Source organism: Shewanella sp. MR-4, assembly GCF_000014685.1.
In the GTDB taxonomy this organism is placed as follows: Bacteria; Pseudomonadota; Gammaproteobacteria; order Enterobacterales; family Shewanellaceae; genus Shewanella.
The window spans coordinates 2,760,536-2,785,210 of record NC_008321.1; the positions used below are offsets into that span (position 1 = coordinate 2,760,536).

The 24,675-nt window shown below is 48.0% G+C and carries 23 protein-coding genes; 19 read left to right on the forward strand and 4 right to left on the reverse strand.

Annotation, left to right across the window (positions count from 1 at the left end; genetic code table 11):
- The first annotated feature begins 134 nt into the window (after positions 1-134).
- Positions 135-1,901, forward strand: a complete 1,767-nt coding sequence (locus tag SHEWMR4_RS12170) for a M61 family metallopeptidase (protein WP_011623076.1) — start codon at positions 135-137, stop codon at positions 1,899-1,901.
- A gap of 125 nt (positions 1,902-2,026) precedes the next feature.
- Here the strand turns inward: SHEWMR4_RS12170 and SHEWMR4_RS12175 are convergent, their stop codons facing one another.
- On the reverse strand, positions 2,027-2,662 hold the full coding sequence (locus tag SHEWMR4_RS12175) for a LuxR C-terminal-related transcriptional regulator (RefSeq protein WP_011623077.1): 636 nt from the start codon (positions 2,660-2,662) through the stop codon (positions 2,027-2,029).
- Between the two features lie 295 nt (positions 2,663-2,957).
- On the opposite strand from SHEWMR4_RS12175, the gene SHEWMR4_RS12180 reads away from it, so the two are divergent.
- Complete coding sequence (locus SHEWMR4_RS12180; protein ID WP_011623078.1) at positions 2,958-3,704, forward strand: cytochrome b/b6 domain-containing protein; 747 nt, start codon at positions 2,958-2,960, stop codon at positions 3,702-3,704.
- Between the two features lie 71 nt (positions 3,705-3,775).
- Here the strand turns inward: SHEWMR4_RS12180 and cctA are convergent, their stop codons facing one another.
- Both cctA and SHEWMR4_RS12190 read right to left on the reverse strand, forming a co-directional pair.
- Positions 3,776-4,126 carry a tetraheme c-type cytochrome CctA gene (gene cctA, locus SHEWMR4_RS12185; RefSeq protein WP_011623079.1) on the reverse strand — a complete coding sequence of 117 codons (351 nt, stop codon included), beginning with the start codon at positions 4,124-4,126 and terminating at the stop codon, positions 3,776-3,778.
- 337 nt (positions 4,127-4,463) lie between these two features.
- On the reverse strand, positions 4,464-6,371 hold the full coding sequence (locus tag SHEWMR4_RS12190; protein ID WP_011623080.1) for a propionyl-CoA synthetase: 1,908 nt from the start codon (positions 6,369-6,371) through the stop codon (positions 4,464-4,466).
- Positions 6,372-6,597: 226 nt separating this feature from the next.
- On the opposite strand from SHEWMR4_RS12190, the gene SHEWMR4_RS12195 reads away from it, so the two are divergent.
- The 17 genes from SHEWMR4_RS12195 to SHEWMR4_RS12275 all read left to right on the forward strand — a co-directional run bounded on the left by SHEWMR4_RS12195 (position 6,598) and on the right by SHEWMR4_RS12275 (position 24,147).
- A complete protein-coding gene (locus SHEWMR4_RS12195) occupies positions 6,598-8,280 on the forward strand; it encodes a L,D-transpeptidase family protein (protein ID WP_011623081.1) in 1,683 nt (560 codons plus the stop codon).
- Between the two features lie 271 nt (positions 8,281-8,551).
- Positions 8,552-8,956: a MerR family transcriptional regulator gene (locus SHEWMR4_RS12200; protein WP_011623082.1), complete on the forward strand. Its 405-nt coding sequence runs from the start codon at positions 8,552-8,554 to the stop codon at positions 8,954-8,956.
- Positions 8,957-9,109: 153 nt separating this feature from the next.
- Positions 9,110-10,279: an isovaleryl-CoA dehydrogenase gene (locus SHEWMR4_RS12205; RefSeq protein ID WP_011623083.1), complete on the forward strand. Its 1,170-nt coding sequence runs from the start codon at positions 9,110-9,112 to the stop codon at positions 10,277-10,279.
- A 100-nt stretch (positions 10,280-10,379) separates the two neighbouring features.
- The gene (locus SHEWMR4_RS12210; protein ID WP_011623084.1) at positions 10,380-11,987 is read left to right on the forward strand and encodes a carboxyl transferase domain-containing protein; all 1,608 of its coding nucleotides are present in this window, start codon (positions 10,380-10,382) and stop codon (positions 11,985-11,987) included.
- 44 nt (positions 11,988-12,031) lie between these two features.
- A complete protein-coding gene (locus tag SHEWMR4_RS12215) occupies positions 12,032-12,877 on the forward strand; it encodes an enoyl-CoA hydratase-related protein (protein WP_011623085.1) in 846 nt (281 codons plus the stop codon).
- Positions 12,877-14,916: an acetyl/propionyl/methylcrotonyl-CoA carboxylase subunit alpha gene (locus SHEWMR4_RS12220; protein WP_011623086.1), complete on the forward strand. Its 2,040-nt coding sequence runs from the start codon at positions 12,877-12,879 to the stop codon at positions 14,914-14,916. Before SHEWMR4_RS12215 ends, SHEWMR4_RS12220 begins: the two co-directional genes overlap by 1 nt.
- Positions 14,917-15,864 (forward strand): hydroxymethylglutaryl-CoA lyase, encoded by a 948-nt coding sequence (locus SHEWMR4_RS12225; protein WP_011623087.1) that lies wholly within the window; start codon positions 14,917-14,919, stop codon positions 15,862-15,864.
- 68 nt (positions 15,865-15,932) lie between these two features.
- Positions 15,933-16,637 (forward strand): CoA transferase subunit A, encoded by a 705-nt coding sequence (locus SHEWMR4_RS12230; protein WP_011623088.1) that lies wholly within the window; start codon positions 15,933-15,935, stop codon positions 16,635-16,637.
- 122 nt (positions 16,638-16,759) lie between these two features.
- On the forward strand, positions 16,760-17,416 hold the full coding sequence (locus tag SHEWMR4_RS12235) for a 3-oxoacid CoA-transferase subunit B (RefSeq protein WP_011623089.1): 657 nt from the start codon (positions 16,760-16,762) through the stop codon (positions 17,414-17,416).
- A 920-nt stretch (positions 17,417-18,336) separates the two neighbouring features.
- A complete protein-coding gene (locus SHEWMR4_RS20810; RefSeq protein ID WP_176370361.1) occupies positions 18,337-18,591 on the forward strand; it encodes a hypothetical protein in 255 nt (84 codons plus the stop codon).
- Positions 18,588-20,459 (forward strand): Ig-like domain-containing protein, encoded by a 1,872-nt coding sequence (locus SHEWMR4_RS12250; RefSeq protein ID WP_011623091.1) that lies wholly within the window; start codon positions 18,588-18,590, stop codon positions 20,457-20,459. The genes SHEWMR4_RS20810 and SHEWMR4_RS12250 overlap by 4 nt, the downstream gene beginning before the upstream one ends.
- Entirely contained in the window at positions 20,460-20,540 is an 81-nt protein-coding gene (locus SHEWMR4_RS21270) for a hypothetical protein (protein ID WP_413540390.1), read from the forward strand.
- A 484-nt stretch (positions 20,541-21,024) separates the two neighbouring features.
- Complete coding sequence (locus tag SHEWMR4_RS12255; RefSeq protein ID WP_011623092.1) at positions 21,025-21,627, forward strand: DJ-1/PfpI family protein; 603 nt, start codon at positions 21,025-21,027, stop codon at positions 21,625-21,627.
- Between the two features lie 31 nt (positions 21,628-21,658).
- Positions 21,659-21,970, forward strand: coding sequence for a hypothetical protein (locus tag SHEWMR4_RS12260; protein WP_011623093.1), 312 nt, complete (start codon positions 21,659-21,661; stop codon positions 21,968-21,970).
- A gap of 224 nt (positions 21,971-22,194) precedes the next feature.
- Entirely contained in the window at positions 22,195-22,950 is a 756-nt protein-coding gene (locus SHEWMR4_RS12265; protein WP_011623094.1) for a sulfite exporter TauE/SafE family protein, read from the forward strand.
- A 130-nt stretch (positions 22,951-23,080) separates the two neighbouring features.
- A complete protein-coding gene (locus tag SHEWMR4_RS12270) occupies positions 23,081-23,707 on the forward strand; it encodes an FMN-binding negative transcriptional regulator (protein ID WP_041408795.1) in 627 nt (208 codons plus the stop codon).
- Complete coding sequence (locus SHEWMR4_RS12275; RefSeq protein WP_011623096.1) at positions 23,707-24,147, forward strand: GNAT family N-acetyltransferase; 441 nt, start codon at positions 23,707-23,709, stop codon at positions 24,145-24,147. The genes SHEWMR4_RS12270 and SHEWMR4_RS12275 overlap by 1 nt, the downstream gene beginning before the upstream one ends.
- Positions 24,148-24,237: 90 nt before the next feature.
- Here SHEWMR4_RS12275 and tnpA read toward each other — a convergent pair whose 3' ends face one another.
- Positions 24,238-24,675 carry an IS200/IS605-like element ISShes4 family transposase gene (gene tnpA, locus SHEWMR4_RS12280; protein ID WP_011623097.1) on the reverse strand — a complete coding sequence of 146 codons (438 nt, stop codon included), beginning with the start codon at positions 24,673-24,675 and terminating at the stop codon, positions 24,238-24,240.

Here is a 24,675-nt window from a genome sequence, read left to right on the forward strand (position 1 = left end):
CTTGGGTTAATTGGGATAGTATACTAGCAATTCAACGCTTTGTGTCTCCAGATATTTTGCGTTTCATTTGCCTGTTGTGCGCATTTTTGGCAGCATGACGCCCATTAAAACGCATCGGTTTTACAGGATAAATTATGATCCACTATCACATCATTCCCGTCGATCCCAAGGCGCACTTGTTCGCCGTCACCATGACGGTACAAAAGCCTCACCCTAAGCAAGTTTTTAGCCTGCCCGCGTGGCTTCCCGGCAGTTATATGGTGCGGGATTTTGCCAAGAATATTATCGACCTTAAAGCCACAGGCGATAACGGCGAGCCGCTTAAGCTCACTCAACTGGATAAACAAACCTGGTCGGTCGAACATCTCTGCACCCAACTTACCTTAACCTATCAAGTTTATGCTTGGGACTTGTCGGTACGCACCGCGCACCTCGATATGACCCACGGTTTCTTTAACGGCAGCAGTGTGTTTTTAGCCGCCCACGGCTTTGAGGCAGGTTTACACACAGTAACAATGGCGGCGCCGACCGAGCCAAGCCTAAACGAATGGCGACTCGCTACTAGCATGACACGCCAAAGTGGCGATGAATTTGCCTTTGGTGAGTTTTGCGCGCAAAGCTATGACGAACTTATCGATCATCCGGTTGAGATGGGCCTATTCACCCACGCTAGTTTTGAAGCCTGCGGCGTAAGACACGATATCGTACTAAACGGTCGCCACCGCGCCCATATGCCGAGACTCTGCCAAGATTTAAAGGCGATTTGCGAATATCAAATCAAGCTGTTTGGCACGCCAGCGCCCTTCGAACGTTATCTGTTTATGACAACAGTGCTCGACAATGGCTTTGGAGGTTTGGAACACAGGGCATCGACAGCACTCATGTGCTCGCGCAAGGATTTACCGCTGTCGATGGATGCGCCGATTAATAATGACTACCGCACCTATTTATCGCTCTGCAGCCATGAATATTTCCACAGCTGGAATGTCAAGCGCATCAAGCCAGAATGCTTCTTACCCTATCAACTCGAGGCGGAAACCTATACGCCGCAGCTGTGGGCCTATGAGGGCATCACCTCCTATTATGATGATTTCCTTACCTATCGCGCAGGCTTAGTCGATGAGCAAAGCTACTTAGATATGCTGAGCGAAACCTTTACCCGGGTATACCGCAGTCAAGGCCGCTTTAAACAAAGCATTAAGGACTCGAGTTTTAACGCTTGGACTAAGTTCTACAAACAGGATGAGAACGCCCAAAACGCAATTATCAGTTATTACACTAAGGGCGCCCTGTTTGCCCTGTATCTGGATTTAACCCTCAGAAGCGAGACTCAAGGAAAATACAACCTCGACGATCTAATGACCATTCTGTGGCAGGAATATGCCCTGCAAAATCGCGGCACCACGGATGAATGTCATCAAAGGATTGTTGAACGCTTATTGGGGCGCGATTGCCAAGATCTCTTCGCCTATTTAGACAATACCGACGATATCCCGCTGGCACCGCTACTGGCCGAGTTTGGGGTTGAATTGACACTGAGAGCGAGCCAAGGCGCACAGGATGTCGGCGGTGGCTCGGCCAAAGGGTATGAGATTGCCTTTGGTGCTAAGACTCAAGCCGCACCAATCGGCCTTAAAGTAACCACTGTCGCCCAAGGCAGCCCTGCGCACCTTGCGGGCTTAAGCGCCGGAGATATCTTAATTGCGGCGGATAATCTGCAGGTGACAGGTCAATTTGAAGCGCTGCTTCAGCAATACCCACTCGGACAACGCCTAAGCCTGCATTGGTTTAGACGCGATGAATTGATGACGGGAGAACTGATTATTGCCGAGGCGCCAAAGGATACGGTTGCCTTAAGCATCACAGATAAAGATAAGCTCCACGCTTGGCTAGGTCGTTGATCTTTAATGTATTAGTCTTTAACCCATAAAGCACAAAAGGGGCAATCGTATCGACGATTGCCCCTTTCTATTTGTTTCTTTGTTTGTGTAATTGAATATTGGCTTAGCGACCCATCAACAATGGGTTACACCACCACATCGTGTAAATAGGTTTGCGCCCAAGCGATGGCTTGACCACGGCTAGACACACCAATCTTACGGAAGACACGGTACAAGTGAGTCTTAATGGTGCTTTCACTCACAAACAATTGATTGGCGATATCGAGGTTAGTGCTGCCAGACAGCAGGGCTTGTAACACTTCGCGCTCACGGATAGTTAATGGCTCGGTATCTTCGAACAGTCCAAAGTCATCATTCACCCCGTTCACCAATTGGATAGGGATCACTCTGTGTCCACGTAGGATGTTGGAGAGGCCAAGGCTGATTTCAGTCAGTCCTGCATCCAGATAAAACACCCCAGCCGTAGTCGAGGCTTGCATTAAGAAACGGGCATCAACCTGCTTAGGAAATTGGATATAGACGACTCGCACACTCGGGTGTTCGCGGGCGAGCAAGCGTTGAAATTGATAGGCTTTCTGAAGGTCGACGGTGGAAAGATCAATCACCACCATGGAAGCTTGGTTATCTTTGATTTGATCACACATCTCGTCAGGGTTCACCTGCGATAGCTTCACCAGAAATTCCTGTGGCCAGCGTCCTGCCAGTAATTCCATCAGCACTTGTGATCTTGACACTACAATCCAATGTAATATTTTGAACATCCTGCTCACTCCCTGTCTGGTTAACGATTATTCATTTTGAAAGATGAAACATCTCTCAATACCACTTCAACATCCGTTCAATAGACTTCCAAGTCTACCGTGCACACGATATTAGCATTAGATAAAACAGATTCAAAAGACTTACGATAAAAATATTTACCGTACGCAAATCAAAAACTTCTGCAACTTTAGCGCCGAACATTGTCAATCAGAAGGCTGAATCTAAACTGAAAATAATGCGCTATTCATAATTGAAAGGCGTAAAATAAAACGACACAAACTATAAGGAAATATCATGCCCAATCAACAGCCAACATCAATCGAAATGCAATCATATCGGGTATGGGACAGACCTACCCGCCTCTTTCATTGGATCAATCTTATTCTTGTGCTCGCCATGCTCATCATTGGAGGCATGATGATGTTTCGCAGTGACTTAGGCATTACCGAACTCTCCGGTAAAATCGGGCTTAAAACCCTGCATGTCATCATTGGCTATGCCTTTGCGATTAATTTACTTATGCGTTTAGTGTGGGGGTTTATGGGCAATAAATACGCCCGCTTTAGCCATATGTTCCCCGATGCCAATAGCAAGGCCGAGTTACAAACCTATAAAGCAGAACTTGCCGCGGGTAAAAATCCCCAATACCTAGGCCACAATCCTAAGGGAAAATTTGCCGTACTCGCCATCATGCTCTTATTGATCACCATAATGGCGACAGGCCTAATTCGCGCTGGCACAGATATTTACTATCCACCGCTCGGCAGCACAGTACAACAGTATTTAGCGGCAGCGAATGTTGACCCGAGTAGTTTAAAACCCTACGATGCCACAGGCGTAGATACAGATAAAGCCAATGCCATCAAGCCCATGAAGGGACTGGCCGGTGAAGTCCACGTATACGCAGTGTACTTATTAATGCTCCTTATCGTGCTGCATGTGTTTGCGGTGATTTACACCGAAATCAAACGCCAACCAGGGATCATTTCGGCCATGTTTTCCGGTAATAAACTGATCCAAGGGCAGCCGAAGGACGAGTAAAAGAAATAATGAACATAAAAAACGCCAGCGATCGCTGGCGTTTTTTTATAAAGCTAATTCTGCAGAAAAACTTATTTCTTCAGGACAGAGTCAGAAGTACGACCATCGTCGTGGCAGCTTTCACAGGTAGGCTTTTGACCTACGTTCATATCGTGCGGTGCGTGACAGTCAGCACACACTAAGTTGCCATCGTGTGGCTTATGCACTGCGTCCATTTCAGCCAAAGAGCCGTGGCAGCTTTGACATTGTTCAAATTCGAAAGCACCATCAGCAGAAGGCGTACCATCCTTATGACAGCTTTCACAACCACCTGACTCAGCATGGAAGTCTGATAATTTTTGATCCGCGGCAAATGCGGTTGGTGACAGCGCCAGCGCTGCAAGACTTGCCCCGAAAAGCGCACTTAATAGTTTTTTGCTCACAATTGTATCCTCCAATGGCGATTGACAGTGGAAATTCTTGTCAGGGTGACTTCCATCTCGCAACCAATGTAAATAGCACGACTCGATTTAACTTAGCTAAGGATTGAGCAATAAGCAACCCAATCTTAATGCAAAGTAACTTTATCAATATACCAAGGGGTAAAATGTGCGCTGCATCATGTAACCACATGCTTATATAAGAGTTTTACATTGACTTAACCTATCGCTCACAACTAAAAACGGCCCTAGCCTAATCCGTAGAAAAAGAAAAGCCCCAATAAAAAAAGGAGACGCTAGGTCTCCTTTTTTGATCTGCGCTTACGACTACCTAGTCAGATTACCCCACGAGAGCATCGGCATAACCCATGCGGGTTAAGGTCGTGCGGACTAAATCGAGGGTCTGCGGATCTTCAATGGTCGCTGGCGCCGTATATTGCTGATTATCGGCAATTTTACGCATAGTGCCGCGCAGGATTTTACCCGAGCGGGTTTTTGGCAGCTTTTGAATCGCACTCACCAACCTAAAGGACGCGACGGGACCAATTTCTTGGCGAACGAGGGCAATTAACTGCTTATGCAGCTCCTCGTCCGTAATGGTCACGCCCTTTTTCAGCACCACTAAGCCCAAGGGCACTTGGCCTTTGAGTTTATCGTCGACACCAATCACGGCCGCTTCGGCCACATCGGGATGCTGACACAAAACCTCTTCAAACCGCCCGGTGGAGAGTCGATGGCCCGCTACGTTAATAATGTCATCGATACGGCTCATGATATACAGATAACCATCTTCATCCATATAACCCGCATCCCCAGTGAGGTAATAACCTGGGTACATAGATAAGTAACTATCTTGATAGCGTTTATTATTTTGCCAGAGTGTAGTGAGCGTGCCCGGTGGCAGCGGCAATTTGATGACCACATTACCAGAGACATTCGCCGCCACTTTGGCGCCCATCTCATCGACCACATCGACCTCATATCCTGGGACGGGTCGACCGGGCGATCCCGCTTTAACGGCAATCGGTGCCACACCCATCAGGTTTGCCGCCACTGGCCAGCCCGTTTCAGTTTGCCACCAATGGTCGATAACCGGTTTATTCAGTTTGGCTTCGGCCCAATGTAAGGTATCGGGATCACAGCGCTCCCCAGCCAAAAAGACATTCTTCAAGCAGCTTAAATCGACACCTTGGATAAATTCGCCGTCGGGATCTTCGCGCTTAATGGCGCGGATCGCCGTGGGCGCGGTGAAAAAGCTTTTGACTCGATACTTTGCAATTGTGCGCCAAAAGGCACCTGGGTCTGGCGTACCTACGGGTTTACCTTCATATAACAAGGTCGTCGCCCCGACAAGTAGCGGACCATAGACAATATAGGAGTGTCCCACCACCCAGCCCACATCCGATGCCGCCCAAAATACATCCCCTTGGGCAATATCGTAAATATTGGCCATGGACCAAGCCAATGCCACCGCATGGCCGCCATTATCCCGCACCACGCCTTTGGGTTGACCCGTGGTCCCCGAGGTATAAAGCACATACAGGGGATCGGTGGCTTTCACCGTCACACAATCGGCATTGTTGCTAGCGCTTAAGGCTGTTTGCCAGTCCTTATCGCGCCCCGCTTGCATCTGCGCCTCATATTGGGGGCGATTTAAAATCAAGCAATGCTCAACCTTGTGCGTTGCTTCATTTAATGCTTTATCTAGTAAGGGTTTATAGGGCACAACGCCTGAAGGCTCAATCCCGCAGGAGGCAGACATCACCAATTTTGGTTTGGCATCATTGATACGGGTCGCCAGCTCATTGGCCGCAAAGCCACCGAAGACCACCGAATGAATAGCGCCAATTCGCGCGCAGGCAAGCATCGCATAGGCGGTCTCGGGCACCATGGGCATGTAGATGACCACGCGGTCTCCCTTAGTCACGCCAACGCTTTGCAAATAGCCCGCAAGCCTTGCCACTTGGGCCAGTAACTCACGGTAAGTAATGCTGTATTCGGTTTCAGTCACAGGGCTAACATAATGAAGAGCAATCTGATCACCGCGCCCCGCCAAAACATGCCTATCCACCGCGTTGTAGCAAGTGTTTAACTCGCCATCGCTAAACCAGTGATAAAACGGTGCCTCGCTTTCATCTAATATTTGTTTGCTCGGCGTAACCCAGTCTAAGGCCTTGGCCGCTTGTTGCCAAAATGCCTGTTTATTCGCAATAGATGTCTGATGTAATTGTTGTCCAACATCTGTCATAAGGCCTCCCATCATGACACTCACCCATGTCACCACAGATGAAACTCTCCCCTTCCTTCCCTCAGGGATTATGACCTGCCCAGCGCTATTCCCCCATTAGACTAAGGGATATAACCGCTAAAATTGTTAAACATGTTGGATAATTGTACATCTCGCTTGCTGTGCGAAATGATTCAACATAGTCTTATGTCTTTAATGGTTTTTTTCATGGAAAGAAATACTCATTATGATGCGCTTCAAACAATTCAAACCTGCCTTACTCCTGATCCTCAGTCTCGTTAGCGCGAGCAGCTTTGCATCAACCCAACAGCTAGAGACTTTACTCGAACCCTTATCTATCGGTGAGCGAGCCAAAGTCGACAACACTCAGGTCATTAGTGCCAAGTTGCTGTCGAGGGTCTACCAAGTGCGTCAATACCAGCCGCTCTGGCAAGACAGAGACTACGCGGGCACAATGCTCGATGTGATAAAAAGTGCCGATGATGAAGGATTGTCGAAGGAAGATTATCACTACTCCAAGTTAGTCGAACTTTACCAACAGCTCAGTGCCTCGAGTTGGCAGGATGAATACCGCAGTAACATATTTGAAGTGCTGCTAAGCGATGGGATCATCACCTACGCCATTCATTTACTGAATGGCAAAGTGAACCCCAGTATGCTCGGCAAAACTTGGAACTATGATGAAACCCATCTGGATTTCGACACCACATTAAAGCAGCTCGAAGAACACATTAAAGCCCATACCGTGGCTGACGCTATTGCAGGCTTAGCGCCTAAGATTGCGCCCTATCAACAGCTTAAACAGTATCTAGCCCAGTACAAAGACTTGGTGACGCGTTATCCTTTTAGCCCCATTCCCTATACGGAAGTCATCAAACCGGGCAGTACTTCCCCCTCGGTACAAGGCATTGCCACACGGCTAACAGAGTTAGGTTACTTAGCTGCAAGTGCGCCAGCGGACAATAGCGCCGCCGTGAACCAGCCCTTAACGTACGACAGCACACTTGAAGCCGCGGTGCGTCAATTCCAAACCGACCATAGTCTTAAAGCCGATGGCGTGATTGGTGCGGGCACAATGGCGGCGCTCAATGTGCCCTACTCGCAACGGGTCGAACAGATCCGTATTAACCTCGAGCGTGCCCGTTGGTTATCGGCAAACTTGCCCGCCAATTACCTTATCGTCAATTTAGCAGGTTACGAGCTGTTACTCTTTAAAGACAACAGCTTAAGCTGGCGAACCGACATTATCATCGGCAAAATTAACGCTAAAACGCCGCTGTTTAAATCCAAGTTAAAATACGTGGTCGTTAATCCGACTTGGACTGTGCCCCGCAGCATTTCCACAGAGATCATCAATCACTTACGTAAAGATCCCGATTATTTACAGAAGAAACACTTTAAAGTGGTCGAAGGCTCAGGCACGCCCGTGGATGCAAGCGGCATCGATTGGCACAGCATGACGCGCAAGAACTTCCCCTACTGGTTTGTGCAAGAACCGGGTGAGGATAACTCCCTTGGGGTAGTCAAGTTTATCTTCCCTAACCAATACTCGATTTATCTGCATGATACGCCAGCTAAAAGTCTGTTTGAACAAACGGATAGGGCCTTCAGTCATGGCTGTATTCGAGTCAAAGATCCACTCGTGCTGGCGGATAAATTGCTGAGTGCCAATGCCAATTGGTCAAGTAACACGCTCAGTAGCAAACTGAGTGAGGGAAAAACGGAGAACCTGTTCTTAGATGAACCCTTAGATATTTTGATCATGTATTGGACCGTCACCTTAAAGGACGGGAAAATCAAGTTTTACAATGACGTATATAAACGCGATCCGGTACTTATTGAAGCATTAAACCGCCCTACCTATGAGGGTGTGTTAGCCGATGATGGTTTACTCAACACCATGGAGTAAGTCCGATAATCGCGGCATTTGATACAAGTTGTTTGCTCAATCCACAGCGCTGCGTTGCCCAATAGTAAGACGAGGGCAGCGCGGCACGTCACCGCTTCACCAGAGCCTTTATCTCTCACGCTTACATCATTAATATCAATAGTTTGAACTGAAGTCGCTAGAGCGAGTGGCAACAAGAATTGACAAAAGTATCAGACTAACCACGTCGCAATCTTTACCTTTACGTAAACTTCATATATCTTGCATAAAAATGATTAACTAAGGTGCCTGAATGAGCGCAACTAACACGCCACAAACGACTTATTCGATCAGTGATCTCTCCAAAGAGTTTGATATCACGACCCGAAGCATTCGTTTTTACGAAGACCAAGGCTTACTTAAGCCAAAACGTCGCGGTCAAACCCGCATTTACAGTCTCAAAGACAGGGTTCGACTCAAACTCATTCTGCGCGGCAAGCGCCTTGGGTTCTCCCTCGCAGAAACCCGTCGTCTGTTCGAACTCTACGATGCCGACAAGAGCAGCACCACCCAGCTCAATACCATGCTTGCCCTAGTGGAAGAGAAAAAATCCGCACTGCAGCAGCAAATGGACGACATTAAAGTGGTACTGATGGAGCTGAATTCGGCCGAGCAACAATGCCGCCTCGCTTTAGAAGAAAGCAAGGCCAAGGCCTAATTCCTTCGAGGCTTGCGAGCATAGCATTAATCAACACCTCAGTTGGTACGACCGCGTGACAGGGACATATCACGCACTGTAAGACGGTTTTAAAGACTCAAGCACCTAATAATCATAAAAATATAAATTAGAACCTAAGATAGGACACAAGCAATGAACTCACTCTACACCAGTCTCAATTTTGGCCTAGGCGAAGAAGTCGATATGCTGCGCGATGCGGTGCAAGATTTCGCTAAACACGAAATCGCCCCCATTGCCGCGAAAGTCGACCACGACAATGCCTTTCCTAACGAAATTTGGCCCGTGCTCGGTGGAATGGGGCTCTTAGGTGTCACTGTGCCTGAGGAATACGGCGGTGCAAACATGGGCTATCTTGCCCACGTGGTCGCCATGGAAGAGATTTCCCGCGCCTCGGCCTCTATCGGATTAAGTTACGGCGCCCACTCTAACCTGTGCGTAAACCAAATTAACCGCAACGGTAATGCAGAACAAAAAGCCAAGTATTTACCAAAGCTGGTCAGCGGTGAACATATTGGCGCTCTGGCAATGAGTGAGCCCAATGCAGGGTCAGATGTGGTTTCGATGAAGCTGCACGCCCGTAAAGAAGGCGACCACTATATCCTCAATGGCAACAAGATGTGGATCACCAACGGTCCCGATGCCAATACCTATGTAATTTATGCCAAAACCGACTTAACCAAAGGCGCACACGGCATCACGGCCTTTATCGTTGAGCGTGGTTTTAAAGGTTTCAGCCAAGCGCAAAAACTCGACAAGCTGGGGATGCGCGGTTCAAATACCTGTGAACTGGTGTTTGAAGATGTCGAAGTGCCAGAGGAAAACATTCTCGGCGGCCTCAACAATGGCGTCAAAGTGCTGATGAGCGGCTTAGATTACGAGCGCGTCGTGCTCTCAGGCGGCCCGCTGGGGATCATGAACGCCTGTATGGACATCGTCGTACCTTACATCCACGAGCGTGAGCAATTTGGTAAATCCATCGGTGAATTCCAATTAGTACAAGGCAAATTAGCCGATATGTACACCGGCATGAACGCCGCTAAAGCCTATGTGTATAGCGTGGCGAAATCCTGCGATCGCGGTGAAACCACTCGCAAAGACGCCGCGGGCGCCATTCTTTACAGCGCGGAGCTGGCGACCAAAATGGCACTGGATGCGATTCAATTACTCGGCGGTAACGGTTACGTCAACGAGTATGCCACTGGCCGCTTACTGCGCGATGCCAAACTCTATGAGATTGGCGCCGGCACCTCAGAAATTCGCCGTATGCTGATTGGCCGTGAGCTCTTTAACGAATCGAAATAAGCAGCCTAGGGCGAGCGGCGCATGACGAGCGTTAGCCTTTCATGCCCCTCGCCCACCGAGCCAACTGATACTGAGTTACCGCTTTATAAGGACAATCAAAGTGACGCAATTAAGCAGTCGTATCAACGCGCGTAGCGATGAATTTAAAGCCAAATCCGACGATATGGCCGCCCTCGTGGCCGATCTCAAAACCAAGCTCGCCAAAATTGAACTCGGCGGCGGCCCCGTTGCCCTAGAGCGCCATTTGGCCCGCGGTAAACTCCTTCCTCGTCAACGGGTTGAGAAACTCCTCGACGCAGGTTCGCCCTTTTTAGAATTGTCGCAATTTGCGGCATTTGAAGTCTATGACGAAGAAGTCCCCGCCGCAGGGATTATCGCCGGTATTGGCCGTGTGAGCGGCGTAGAGTGCATGATTATCGCCAACGATGCCACGGTCAAAGGCGGCACTTACTACCCTATCACGGTCAAAAAACACTTAAGGGCACAGGAGATTGCCAGCCGCTGTCATCTGCCCTGTATCTATTTAGTCGACTCGGGCGGCGCTAACTTGCCCCGTCAGGATGAAGTCTTTCCCGATCGCGACCATTTCGGCCGGATTTTTTACAACCAAGCGCAAATGTCCGCCAAGGGCATTCCACAAATTGCGGTGGTGATGGGTCTGTGTACCGCAGGCGGCGCCTATGTGCCTGCTATGGCCGATGAATCGATTATCGTTAAAGAACAAGGCACTATCTTCTTAGCTGGACCGCCTTTAGTTAAAGCCGCGACCGGTGAAGAAGTCAGCGCCGAAGAACTCGGCGGCGCCGACGTACACACTAAAATTTCAGGTGTCGCGGATCACTTAGCCCAAAATGATGAGCATGCCTTAGAGCTTGCCCGCCGCGCAGTGCTGCGTCTGAATCATCAAAAACAAATCAACAGTCTGCTAAGCCCAGTAAAGCCACCGAAGTTTGATATCAACGAACTCTACGGCATCGTCGGCACCGATCTGAAAAAGCCCTTCGATGTGAAAGAAGTGATCGCTCGCATTGTCGACGACTCGGATTTCGATGAGTTTAAAGCCAATTATGGCGCGACTTTGGTCTGTGGTTTTGCCCGTATTCACGGCTATCCCGTAGGGATTGTGGCTAACAACGGCATTTTATTCTCAGAATCGGCGCAAAAAGGCGCGCACTTTATCGAGCTGTGCTGCCAGCGCAAGATCCCGCTGCTGTTCCTGCAAAACATCACCGGCTTTATGGTGGGTAAAAAGTACGAACACGAAGGTATCGCTAAGCACGGCGCCAAGATGGTGACCGCAGTGTCCTGTGCCAATGTGCCTAAATTCACTGTGATTATCGGTGGCAGCTACGGCGCGGGTAACTACGGTATGTGTGGCCGCGCGTTCGAACCGACCATGATGTGGATGTGGCCCAATGCGCGCATCTCAGTGATGGGTGGCGAGCAAGCCGCCGGCGTATTAGCGACAGTGCGTCGCGACGGTTTAGCCCGTAAAGGTGAAGAATGGTCTGCTGAGGATGAAAAAGCCTTCAAAGCACCGATTATTGCCCAATACGATAAGGAGGGGCATCCCTACCATGCCAGTGCCCGCCTTTGGGATGACGGCATTATCGACCCGGCGCAAACCCGTGATGTGGTGGGCCTTGCCCTGTCAGCCGCATTAAATGCCCCTATCGAAGACACCCGCTTCGGCGTCTTCCGTATGTAACGCATCTTGCGATGCCTTACGTATCACTCATAGAGGGAATTAAGATGACTGACACACAACACCAGAACACTAGCACTCAATCCTTAGCTAATTTGCAGCACGTCAGCTATACGCTGAATAATGGCGTGGGCGAGTTAATCCTTAACCGAGCAGAAGTGCACAACGCCTTCGATGAGGTGATGATCAGCGAAATGATCGCCGTCCTCGGTTATTTTGCCGAGCACAAAGACTGCAAACTGCTGGTATTAAAAGCCAATGGCAAAAACTTCAGCGCAGGCGCCGACTTAAACTGGATGCGCAAACAAGCCAAGATGGATTTTGATCAAAACCTGAATGACGCCAAGGCGCTGGCTAAGCTGATGCAGGATTTAGATACCTTTCCAAAACCCACTATCGCCTTAGTCCAAGGGGCAGCCTTTGGCGGCGCGCTTGGGTTAATTTGCGCCAGTGATATTGCCATCGCTACTGAGCGCGCAAGCTTCTGCTTAAGCGAAGTCAAACTAGGGCTTATCCCTGCGGTGATTAGCCCCTACGTTGCCCGCGCCATGGGCAATCGCGCCTCACGCCGCTATATGCTGACCGCGGAGCGTTTTGATGCGCAAACGGCGCTCAAACTCAATGTTATCCATGAGATAAACGACGATTTAGCGGCCGCAGCAAAGCCCATTATCACCGCGCTGCTCGCCAACAGTCCCCAGGGAATGGCATGGGTAAAGACCCTGCTCGCCTGCCTCGAAGACGGCGTGATAGACCAAGATACGATTGATTACACCAGCGAGCGCATCGCCCGCATTCGGGTATCTGATGAAGGCCAAGAAGGTTTAAACGCCTTTTTTGAGAAACGTCAGCCGAACTGGCACACGCCAACAGATACTCAAGGAGTTCTTTGATGTTGACTAACAGCATGTTCACTAAGCTTTTAATTGCTAACCGTGGTGAAATTGCCTGCCGCATTATCAAAACCGCGCAGGCCATGGGCGTTCGCACCGTTGCCTTATATTCCGATGCCGATAAAAACGCGCGCCATGTTGCCATGGCTGACGAATCGTTTTACTTAGGTGGCAGCGCCCCGGCGGATTCTTACCTGAAGGGCGACTTGATTATTGAAATCGCCAAAAAAGCTCAGGCGCAAGCCATTCACCCAGGCTATGGTTTCTTATCAGAAAATGCCGACTTTGCCCGCAAGTGTGAGGCGGCCGGAATCGTATTTGTTGGCCCAGGCAGCGATGCCATCGATGCCATGGGCAGCAAGAGCGCGGCCAAAGCCATTATGACGGCGGCGCAAGTGCCTTTAGTGCCGGGTTACCATGGCGACGATCAAACCGATGCCACCCTCAAGGCCGAAGCCTTAAAAATCGGCTTCCCGATGCTGATTAAAGCCGCCTACGGTGGCGGTGGCAAAGGCATGCGTATCGTTGAGCATGAAGGCGAAATCATGGACGCCATCAACTCGGCGCGCCGTGAGGCGGCCTCCTCCTTCGGTAACGATAAGTTATTGATGGAGCGTTATTTACGCCAGCCTCGCCATGTCGAAGTGCAAGTGTTTGCCGATACCTTTGGCAATGCGATTTACTTATCGGATCGCGACTGTTCGATTCAGCGCCGCCATCAAAAAGTGGTCGAAGAAGCACCAGCACCCGGTTTAAGTGATGAACTGCGCGCCCAAATGGGTGAAGCCGCCGTAGCGGCCGCCAAGGCCATCGATTATGTCGGCGCGGGAACCGTTGAATTCCTGTTAGATACCGACAATAGCTTCTACTTTATGGAGATGAATACTCGTCTGCAGGTAGAGCATCCGGTGACCGAAATGGTGACGGGCCAAGACTTAGTCAAATGGCAGTTAATGGTCGCCAGTGGTCAGCCTTTACCGCTCAAACAGGACGAAGTGCGTATCCATGGACACGCCTTTGAGGTGCGTATTTACGCCGAGGATCCGCAAAATGAGTTTTTACCTGCCAGCGGTAAGCTCAATTTCCTGCGCGAGCCCGAGCAAAGCAAATACGTGCGTATCGATTCCGGCATCCGTGAAAACGATGTGATCAGTAATTTCTACGATCCTATGATAGCCAAGCTCATCGTGTGGGATGAGTCGCGTCCACGTGCGCTGCAACGCCTAGTGCATGCCCTCGAGTCCTACCAAATCAGCGGGCTTAAGCACAATATTGAATTTTTGGCGAATATTGCCGAGCATCCTGCCTTCGCTAAGGCGGATTTTAGCACCGACTTTATCAACCGTTACGGCTATGCGCTGATTGGCAGTGCTTCGAGCGAAACCGATACGGCTATCGCTTTTGCCGCGCTGTATCAAGTACTTGCCCGTAAAGAAGCCGCCAAGGCACAGGCAATTAATAGCGCCGATCCTTACTCGCCTTGGGGCCAAGTCAGTGGCTTTAGACTCAACAGCGTTAGCCAGCATACTATTGCCCTGCTCGACGATGCCCACGAGTTACAACAATTGGTGCTATTAGACTTTGGTGATCACTACCAGTTATCCCAAGCCGCAGCAGAGGGCCAAGTGAGCAAGTCCCTGAGTGGTGAACTTAAGCAGGATTTACTGTTAGCCGAAATCAACGGCCATAAGAGTAAAGTGCCTGTCAGCGCTCAAGGCGATGATTTTACGCTGTTTTTACCCTCAGGCAGTTATCACTTCAGGGCGGTAAAAACCCAAGTGGTTGAGGCAGAATCCAGCAATGAAGATAAACTCAAGGCACCGATGAACGGCACAGTCGTCACCCACTTAGTGGAAGTCGGTGCAGAGGTGAAGGCGGGACAAGGACTACTGGTGATGGAAGCGATGAAGATGGAATACACCATCGAAGCGCCCTTCGACGGTATTGTTACCGAGTTCTACTTCAAGGCGGGCGAGTTAGTGAGCGATGGCGCAGTGCTGCTCCATGTTGAGCCCAAAGCCCAGAGCGAGGAAGCCTAAATGTCAGCGCTGGATCTTGCGAACTTAAGCGCGACCTCGGTAAGCGCCAGCTCGGATAGGGTTAGCCTGTTCGAGATGGGGCCACGTGATGGCTTGCAGAATGAAGCCGCCGTCCCGACACAGGCCAAAGTCGCCTTGATTGAATCCCTCGCCGATGCGGGCGTGAAGCGAATTGAAGCAGGCAGCTTTGTGTCACCCAAATGGGTGCCACAAATGGCCGATAGCGGTGACGTATTGCGCCAAATTCGCCGTCAAGCGGGCGTGGTTTACAGCGCCCTCACCCCCAATGTCAAAGGCTTAGAGCTGGCGCTGGATGCAAAAGCTTCCGAAGTCGCTATCTTCGGTGCGGCGTCACAAAGCTTTAGTCAGCGCAATATCAACTGTTCGATTGAAGAGTCGATTGAACGCTTTATCCCGTTGATGGACATGGCAAAAGCCGCCAACATCCCAGTGCGTGGCTATGTGTCCTGCGTTTTAGGTTGCCCCTATGAAGGGGAAATCGCGGCGAGCGAAGTGGCAAGAGTGTCTGAAATCCTTTACAAAATGGGCTGTTACGAAATTTCGCTCGGCGACACTATCGGTGTAGGCACGCCGTTAAAAGCCCGTAAAATGCTGCAAGCCGTGATGGAGCGAGTCCCGGTTGATAAGCTCGCCCTGCACTTCCACGACACCTATGGCCAAGCATTAGCCAATATTACCGCCTGCCTCGACTTAGGTGTGCGCAGCTTTGATGCCTCAGTGGCGGGCCTAGGTGGTTGTCCGTATGCGAAAGGCGCGTCGGGCAATCTAGCGAGTGAAGACTTGGTCTATATGCTCCACGGGCTCGGTTTGAAAACGGGTATCGATTTAGAAAAACTGGCATTAGCGGGTTTTGGGATCAGCAAACAATTAAATCGTCTTAATGGCTCTAAAGTCGCCAATGCAATCTTGCAGGGCGCTAAAGCCTAGACTCAAGCGTCGAGGCGCTAAACATACCTAGCGCCTTGGGGACTGAATAACAGTAAAAGGACATCAAAATGGCAGGACTCAATAAAGTCGTCAGCAGCTATGAAGAAGCGTTAGCAGGTTTATCCGATGATATGACCATTATGGTTGGCGGTTTTGGCCTGTGCGGTATTCCTGAAGGCTTAATCAATCAAATGGTTAAGATGGGCGTTAAGGGCTTAACCGCCATTTCAAACAACGCTGGTGTGGATGATTTCGGTCTGGGCTTATTGTTAAAACACCGCCAGATTTCGACCATGATCGCCTCCTACGTCGGTGAGAACGCCACCTTCGAACAGCAAATGCTCTCGGGCGAACTGAATGTGATTTTAACGCCGCAGGGCACGCTGGCGGAAAAAATCCGCGCGGGCGGCGCAGGTATTCCAGCATTCTTTACCGCCACAGGCTACGGCACCCCCGTGGCGGAAGGTAAAGAAACCCGTGAAATCAAAGGCCGTCACTATGTGTTAGAAGAGTCTCTAACTGCCGATTTTGCCCTCGTTCGCGCCTGGAAGGCCGATACTATGGGTAACTTAGTGTTCCGCAAAACCGCCGCTAACTTTAACCCTATGATGGCGACTGCGGGCAAAATCACGGTAGTGGAAGCCGAGTTTATTGTGGAGCCGGGCGAGCTCGATCCTGATCATATCCATACTCCCGGCATTTATGTTGATCGCGTCATCCAAGGCAAGTTCGAGAAACGTATCGAGCAGCGCACGGTAAAAGCGGCGAAATAAGCAACGCTGAACGATTAACTACGCAAGCTAAAGCGATAGAGTCTTAGCTCAAACTAGAGCCCAAAGTAAAAGCCTAAAAATTGAGGCCTATAGCGACTCTAGGTAAAGGAAGGATAAAGATCATGGCATTATCAAGAGAACAACTGGCACAGCGCGTTGCCAAAGAATTACAAGACGGCTACTACGTCAACCTCGGTATTGGTATTCCCACGCTCGTGGCCAACTACATTCCCGCAGGCATGGAAGTGATGCTGCAATCGGAAAATGGCCTGCTCGGCATGGGTGAGTTTCCGACGGAAGAAACTATCGATCCGGATTTAATCAACGCCGGTAAACAAACCGTCACCGCGGTAAAAGGTGCCTCGTTTTTCTCCTCCGCCGAAAGCTTTGCCATGATCCGTGGCGGCCATGTGGACTTAACCGTACTCGGCGCCTTTGAGGTCGATGTGAATGGTTCTATCGCCTCATGGATGATCCCAGGCAAGCTCATCAAGGGCATGGGCGGCGCAATGGATTTAGTGGCGGGTGCGGAAAATATTATCGTCACTATGATGCACGCCGATAAGTACGGCAACTCTAAGCTGTTACCCGTGTGCGAATTGCCCCTCACAGGTTACGGCTGTATCAAACGTGTTGTTACCGATTTAGCCTTTATCGAGATTAAAGATGGCGCCTTCCATCTGTTAGAACGCGCGCCCGGTGTCAGCGTTGAAGAAATTGTCAGCAAAACCGCTGGCAAATTAATCGTGCCAGACCATGTACCAGAGATGGTGTTTTAAGCGTTCTTTAAAATGCGTAAATAACCTATAGCAATAAGGCTTGAAACTTACGTTAAATTGAAGCTTTAGCCTAAAAAGTGTTGAGCGTTAACCGATTTTTTAGTTTTAAAAAGCCCAGAAGATGATTCTGGGCTTTTTATTGCTTTGCTTAACTGTCGAGTGCAACAGCACTTATGCTCTGGCGACACGCCGTAAACCCATCCTTGGGGGCTCAGCGAAAAAGTCCCTTTTTTCGATGGTCGCCAACGCATCAGCGCTGTTTGCTGCAATGTTCTGCGTATTCAACCCTGCTTTACAAATCTTGTGCATGGGTGACTTGTATAGCCGTTTTACTTCACAGTTAGTCACCTGGTATGCAGTTGGGGTAAACTTGCCGCAGCCTAAATAGTAAGGATGCTCAAGTTGTTAACTAAATATCTTAATGTTGGTGAGAAATAAGTCTTATACTAAACTGTCAATTAACCCTGCTCGAACCGTTTAAGATTAAACGTGGCCAAAAATACAGATTCATACTAGTTGCTACTACCAACTCCAAACCAAGCTACAACTGAGTATTAAAGTATCATACTCGTTGTAACTCACTTCGGGACAAAAGCGTGATAAACCCTTTGCTCTAACTTTTCTGTTTCAGATTAAAATTTCTCTGGGTTTAACGTTTACGACACTCCTCGTTCTGAAACTTCACCAACATCGATAGCAAAAGCGCTTAACTATCTATGACTCATAAAGAAAGTTGGCAAACTTGACCCAAAAATATTGGAGTTTTACTCAGTAATTAAATGTTGCTGTCAATTAAGTCAAACCCCAATTTTGGCCCCAACATCTGCCGCGATCGATTTGTCGCGTTGACAAAAGTTGGTGAGCTTTCTAGCTTAATAATCGAGACTATTATCTCATTAACAATGTACAAGGATGTATTTATGTTTAAATTAATTGCTCTAGTTGCTGTGTTACTCTTTTCTGCATACATAAAATCTGCTGAATATCCTTCGCATGTAGGCAAATCGCCATTTAGTTTCGATACAATTAACACCCCATCAAATACGTTTGTTGTTTCGGATAAAGGTCAAGATAATGATGTATATATCTTGAGCGATGATGCAAAAACCTTTGACTTACAATTCAGTCTGAAAATTGATCGTTATGTCATGTTGGGTTGGAGTAATTTGAAATGAACAAGCTGATTTTAAATATATTATTAGGTATCTTAGCTGCGCTCTATACTTTTAGTGCTAGTTCAATACCACAAAGCATACAGATTCATAAGTCAGGCGAGATTATAAATGGTGAGTTTTCAACATCATTTCTGTCACCTGCTCTTGACAAGTTTGTCATTTCGATCTCTATGGTTTCTGATACAAATGTTAGCGATATTCGGTTAATTACCCCGAGTGGAGTTGTCATTAACTCCGAGAATGCTTCAAGTTACAATTGTAACTTTTTATTCTTTACCCCATTGACTCCGGAAGAACACTTAATTTCGTTAGAAAATAGCATTATCATAGAGCTCAATAATGTTGCCTCAGGTAAATATGTCATTACAGGAAAGGCGAGTGGCACTCAAAATCTAATTCCAATCAGAATAAAATTCCCTACATCAAAAATAAATTTTGCATTGACACTTGGTGAAGTTGGTCCAAATAAAAAACCAATTAGCGTAGGAAATATCTTTCCTGTTTATGTGCAACTGTATGATGATAGCGTTCCACTGGCTACAGCCGAAGCCTCTTTTGAATTTGTGAAAGATGGTGCTGTAGTCAGCAAGATTATAGCTGTAGATGATGGCTCTGGAATGGACTTCAAAGCTAGAGATGGGAGTTATCATGCTTTTTTCACCCCTGAGGTTGAGGGGGAGTACGCTGTGCTTGTCAGAATACAAGGCACTAATCTAAGCGGTGAGTTGTTTGAGATGAGTGTAACTCAAAATTTTATTTCTATACTCCCGCAAGTATATGTGACTGGTAAGGTTGAAGAAGTCTTGGTTGACTTGGATAAAGACGGTTATATTGATGAACTCAGATTGGAGTTTGAGACTGCTGGCCCATTTCAATCTACAGGATTTTATTATAACAGGGTTACGCTAGAGACCGAAGATGGCACTAAATTTTTTGCTGGTCGCAAAATGGATGCTACAGAAAATAAAATTTCTGTAACGTTTAAAGGGGAGGAACTCAGGAGGTTAGGATATTCAGGTAAATTTACAGTTGCACATTTCTGGCTTGATTATGGTTATGTGAGGATTCAAGATAAAGATAATTTTTACATTACTTCATATTTTAAAAATGATTCCTGGGAGCGTGACGATTTACTTTATTTAGGCAATGTGATATTCGAGCCTATTAACAGTGAAGATAGCCGTTTCATCGAGAAGATAGACGTTTCTTTTGAGGTTGATACACTTCCCGCAACAGCAAAGTTTGGCTATTCGGCGACAATAACCACTGTCGGTGACGAGCATGTCGGAGTCTATGGCAATCCTGACATTGAACTGAAGAAGGGGGTTAACAGAATTACATTCTCCATTCCTGAAGCTGATTTTGCAAAACTACAATCAAATACAGCATTGAAAATAAAACAATTAACCATGTATCCCTTAATAAAAGGTGGCAAGGTTATATCTAAAAGAAATGTGGCTACCAGTTTAGTATATTCGTGTTGGGACTTTCGAGGTTGTTCTACGGCCGACAATGCGATTCCTGTAGCAGTAGATGATGTTGTAACTTCTCTTGGAAAAGCAATGTATATACATGTTGCTCAAAATGATCTCGATGATGACGGCGACTTACTTAAGGTTAACTCAGTAACACCCGCTCAGCATGGGATAGCAGAAATAGTCGGTAATTCTATTCAATATACGCCAACTTCAGGCTTTGAAGGTGATGACGTTTTTCAATACGAAATAGTTGATATTCATCCAAGAAATAATATTTTGAAGGGAGGGTCTGCAATTGGCACTGTGCGCGTATCAGTAAAACCTAACCATGCACCTATTGCTAATGTTGATTCCTATCACATCCCCGAAAACATGACCTCGTATTTCTAGGTGCTAGTTAATGATACTGCTCCGGATGGCGACGGACTCTATATTTCTTCGTTCACTCAACCTAGTCACGGTACTCTTTGAATCGCCACTAACATCGTAGACACTTTCTAACATTACAAAAATTAGATCAACAAGCTAGTACCAAGCAGAGCCAGTTCAGTCATGCGAAACACGGAATGGGTCAATTAGCTTTTTTGCCAAATGAACAGTGCAATGGCCGTCAAAATTGCCATTGTTACAACAGTGACCGTTGGCGACATGGATGTCGCCGTTGAGCCTATAGGGACATATTCACGGCGTGTCACTGGGGAAACAATGACAATTAATCCTACACACCTGACGACGAACTTATCTCGTTTTGGGGCATAATGGGTTTAGAAATAGCAGCGTACCTATGAGCTCGCTGCCATTTTAGTATGTGACTTTATTACTCCCCCACACTTAATAAACACAGTCACAAACATATGGGTGATTATGTTGCAACGACAGGGAGCGGCGGATTGATGATGCGGCCGATGACGTGTTAACCGACACATTAACCAGAATACAAACGAGAGGACAAAGGATGTACCAGATTGCGATTGTGATATTTGATGAATTTACCGATATCGATTTCTTTTTAATGCGCGATATTCTCGGCCGCACAACAACCGATTGGACAGTCAAAGTGCTAGGCACCAAACCTAGCCACAGGTCGAGTTTGGGAATGACGGTAGAAACCCATGGTCATGTCGCGCAAGTCGCCGATGCTGACGTGGTATTATTCAGCAGTGGCTACAAAGGCGTACCTGCCGCACTTGCGGATCCTGAGTTTATGTCGGCCCTTAAATTAGATCCCTCGCGGCAATTACTTGGCAGTATCTGTGCGGGCTCATTCTTCTTTGCGAAGTTAGGCTTACTCGACAATATTTCGGCGACGACGCATCCCGATGCCAAACCCGCATTAGTGGCCATGGGCGTGGAGGTGGAAGACTCCGCTCTGGTGATCAATGGCAATATTGCCACTGCGGGAGGTTGCCTGTCCTCACTCTATTTAACGGGTTGGGTAGCGGAGCGTTTATTTGACAGTACAAAGCGCCGCGAAATTCATCGGCAACTGATCCCCGCAGGCCAAGCCGATGTTTTTGACGCTTTAATCGAATCCTCGATTACCTCAGCCATTCGCTAACATAGCGCCTCAGGATAAAAGGCCTTCAATAATGACACTCAAAGCACTACTCAATCAGTTAAAAACCGAACACAAACTCACCAGCGCAGCCGAACTGGCGGCGCTATTGGCGCAAGATGAAGCGCTAGTCCAGCAGATCAAACAAGCGGATGCGCAGTATTGGGTCAACTTTAGCAAGCAGACCTTTGATGGTTGGTACTGCGTCGCTACGCCATCGAATGCCAGCTACCATGTGTACTATCAAGAGCGTGGGCAACATTGCTGGGAAGAAGAAGTATTTAGCGATCAATACTTGGCCATAGCCACCGCGATATTTGCTTCAGGACTGTTCCATGCAGAATAAATACATCAGTGCCAAGCCTTAATAACGTTAGATGAATCTAGCGGCAGAACAATTAATGCCAAGGCTTTATGCCTAAACCGGATTCCCCCCCGTAACAAAGCCATCAATCTGCCGCCGCTTACTATATTGATGGCTTTTCATCTAAATCACTTACTGTTAAGGTGATGTTTTTATAAGCAATTGACGTTCTAGTTCAGCACGACAATGGCAGCGGAGCATTCACTATGGACTGGTTACTGATCGCCCTCGCAGGCTTACTCGGCGGCATGTTAAATGCGGTGGCGGGCGGCGGCAGCTTTATCACCTTATTTGCCCTTGTGTTTGTGGGTGTACCGCCACTGTTGGCTAACGCGACGGGCACCGCCGCCCTGCTTCCCGGTTACCTTGCCAGTGCTTGGCGTTTTCGAAAAGAGATTGAATATCCTGCAAATCTTAACCTAAAAACCCTGTGCCTGATCGCCATTGCGGGCGGATGCCTAGGCGCGGCGATTCTGCTAAGCACCAGCGAGCAAGTGTTCGCTAATCTCGTCCCTTGGCTGATTTTGCTGGCCACACTCGCCTTTATTGGTGGACCTTGGTTACTGAAAAAACGCTTAGCGAATGCCAGCATCACTCGTATGAATACCGTCAAGCCACTGACTGCAATGATGATTCTGAGTCTCGTCTGTATTTACGGCGGCTATTTTAATGGGGGATTAGGGATCATTTTACTCGCCACCTTTGGACTACTCGGCCAGACCCAATTACATGGGATGAACGGGCTTAAGAATTTACTCTCCGCCCTACTCACCACCATTGCTGTGGTGATTTACGCCCTAGGAAATCTGATTGACGGGCAGTATCTATTACTGCTTGCCATTATGGCGATTATTGGCGGCTATCTTGGCGCCGCGCTAGCTTATCGCATTCCCCAATCTCTGTTGCGGGGTTTTATTGTGCTTGTCGGTTTCGCCATGAGTGTGGGATTTTTTATGCGTTAATGACATCTCGAGAGCAGACATAACATTTTTAAGACACTCAGCAAGCGAAATTAAACAGTTAAGATCCAAACAGATGGGAAGTAAGAAAAACTTTCTATCATCTAATACTCCCAATATGACAAGGCTTGACATGTATATCCCTAAAAATATGGCTCTCCACGATAAGCAAGCGATAGCCGACTTAATTAACCAATTTGGTTTTGGACTGCTCATCTCCCCTTCCTTAGAAGCGACCCACTTACCTCTACTTTATGAAGCGGCCGAGGATGGGCAAGAGTATCTCTATGGTCATATGGCAAAAGCCAATGGTCATTGGCAGCAGCTCGATGGTCAACAGGTACTAGTGGTGTTCTCTGGGCCGCATTCCTATATTTCACCCACTTGGTACGCTAGTGGTCCTGCGGTACCCACTTGGAACTATGCTGCAGTTCACTGCACTGGCAGAGTCGAGATCTTAGATGCAAGCGCAGCCGCCAAAGCCATAGACAAATTAATCGAAAAATATGAACCTAGCCTATCGGGAAATGCAGCCATAATGCCTGCTGAGTATGTCGACAAACTCTCGCAGGCGATTGTCGGCTTTCGCGTAATTGTCGATTCGATTCAAGCGAAGGAAAAATTAGGACAACACAGAAAGCGAGAAGACCAAATGGGTGTCTATCACGCCTTGGCCAATAGTGCTTCAGCCGAAAGTCGCGCCTTAGCAGAATACATGCTTAACAGAAATCTTGGGACTGGGCAGAATAAGGAAGCATGATGGGCTTTATTGCAATTAGACAAGCACAGATAACAGACCTTAACGCCATGGCTAACTTACTGCTGCAGCTGGGTTACAGTGCCAGCGAGGCACAATTAAAGCAGTATCTCGATGCTCCTAAAAGATCGGATGAAATCTATCTCGCCGAGTCTGAGGGAGTCGTGTTTGGGTTGATAAGTTTGATCTTTTTTGATTATTTTCCCTCGCAGCAGAAAATCTGCCGCATTACTGCTTTAGTAGTGACTGAGGCCAGTAGAGGCTTAGGCGTGGGGACGCAGCTGATTGACTTTGCCAAAGACAGAGCAAGTGAGCGGGGTTGTCACCAGCTTGAGGTCACCACCTCTATGCGCCGCGAGCAGACCCAAGTCTACTATGAGTCCATTGGCTTTGAGAAAACCTCCTTTCGCTATATTCAAGCCATTGACGTTAACCCAAAGTGATTTCGCCCAAAGTGATTTAGCCCAAGTAAAGAATCCGCCTTCTTAGAAGGCGGCTTTGATTTGCCCCTGGAAGGGGCTATTTCCTTACACCTACTTCATCTGTAGCGACAATTGAGCATCATGCTCTAGATCTTGCTTATCTTGATGGCGAACATAGCGTCTTATGATTTCCTCATTTACGCCTACCGTATCAACAAAATAACCCCTCGCCCAAAAGCTATTTCCCCATAACTTCTTGCGAACATGAGGGAATTTGTTAAAAAGCCTTATTGCGCTCCTACCCTTCAATATCCCCATTAATGTGGATACTGACAACTTTGGCGGAATTATCACGACTAGATGCACATGATCTATCTGGACGTTTAATTCTAAGACCTCACAACTTTTCATATTGCATAGAATATAAATCGACCTGTAGAGCTCTTTACCAAGGTTACCTTTTAGAATTTTGAATCTGTACTTAGGCGTCCAAACGATATGATATTTACAACGCCAGTAAACATGTGATGAACTTCTGTAATCGCCCAT

Coding starts and splice junctions, on each gene's coding strand:
- SHEWMR4_RS12190 (WP_011623080.1), bottom strand. CDS start 6,371: ATGACAGATGTTGGACAACAATTACATCAGACATCTATTGCGAATAAA.
- SHEWMR4_RS12175 (WP_011623077.1), bottom strand. CDS start 2,662: ATGTTCAAAATATTACATTGGATTGTAGTGTCAAGATCACAAGTGCTG.
- tnpA (WP_011623097.1), bottom strand. CDS start 24,675: ATGGGCGATTACAGAAGTTCATCACATGTTTACTGGCGTTGTAAATAT.
- SHEWMR4_RS12220 (WP_011623086.1), top strand. CDS start 12,877: ATGTTGACTAACAGCATGTTCACTAAGCTTTTAATTGCTAACCGTGGT.
- SHEWMR4_RS12200 (WP_011623082.1), top strand. CDS start 8,552: ATGAGCGCAACTAACACGCCACAAACGACTTATTCGATCAGTGATCTC.
- SHEWMR4_RS12205 (WP_011623083.1), top strand. CDS start 9,110: ATGAACTCACTCTACACCAGTCTCAATTTTGGCCTAGGCGAAGAAGTC.
- SHEWMR4_RS12275 (WP_011623096.1), top strand. CDS start 23,707: ATGGGCTTTATTGCAATTAGACAAGCACAGATAACAGACCTTAACGCC.
- SHEWMR4_RS12215 (WP_011623085.1), top strand. CDS start 12,032: ATGACTGACACACAACACCAGAACACTAGCACTCAATCCTTAGCTAAT.
- SHEWMR4_RS12235 (WP_011623089.1), top strand. CDS start 16,760: ATGGCATTATCAAGAGAACAACTGGCACAGCGCGTTGCCAAAGAATTA.
- SHEWMR4_RS12230 (WP_011623088.1), top strand. CDS start 15,933: ATGGCAGGACTCAATAAAGTCGTCAGCAGCTATGAAGAAGCGTTAGCA.
- SHEWMR4_RS12250 (WP_011623091.1), top strand. CDS start 18,588: ATGAACAAGCTGATTTTAAATATATTATTAGGTATCTTAGCTGCGCTC.
- SHEWMR4_RS12225 (WP_011623087.1), top strand. CDS start 14,917: ATGTCAGCGCTGGATCTTGCGAACTTAAGCGCGACCTCGGTAAGCGCC.
- SHEWMR4_RS12260 (WP_011623093.1), top strand. CDS start 21,659: ATGACACTCAAAGCACTACTCAATCAGTTAAAAACCGAACACAAACTC.
- SHEWMR4_RS12170 (WP_011623076.1), top strand. CDS start 135: ATGATCCACTATCACATCATTCCCGTCGATCCCAAGGCGCACTTGTTC.
- SHEWMR4_RS12270 (WP_041408795.1), top strand. CDS start 23,081: ATGTATATCCCTAAAAATATGGCTCTCCACGATAAGCAAGCGATAGCC.
- SHEWMR4_RS12180 (WP_011623078.1), top strand. CDS start 2,958: ATGCCCAATCAACAGCCAACATCAATCGAAATGCAATCATATCGGGTA.
- SHEWMR4_RS12265 (WP_011623094.1), top strand. CDS start 22,195: ATGGACTGGTTACTGATCGCCCTCGCAGGCTTACTCGGCGGCATGTTA.
- SHEWMR4_RS20810 (WP_176370361.1), top strand. CDS start 18,337: ATGTTTAAATTAATTGCTCTAGTTGCTGTGTTACTCTTTTCTGCATAC.
- SHEWMR4_RS12255 (WP_011623092.1), top strand. CDS start 21,025: ATGTACCAGATTGCGATTGTGATATTTGATGAATTTACCGATATCGAT.
- SHEWMR4_RS12195 (WP_011623081.1), top strand. CDS start 6,598: ATGATGCGCTTCAAACAATTCAAACCTGCCTTACTCCTGATCCTCAGT.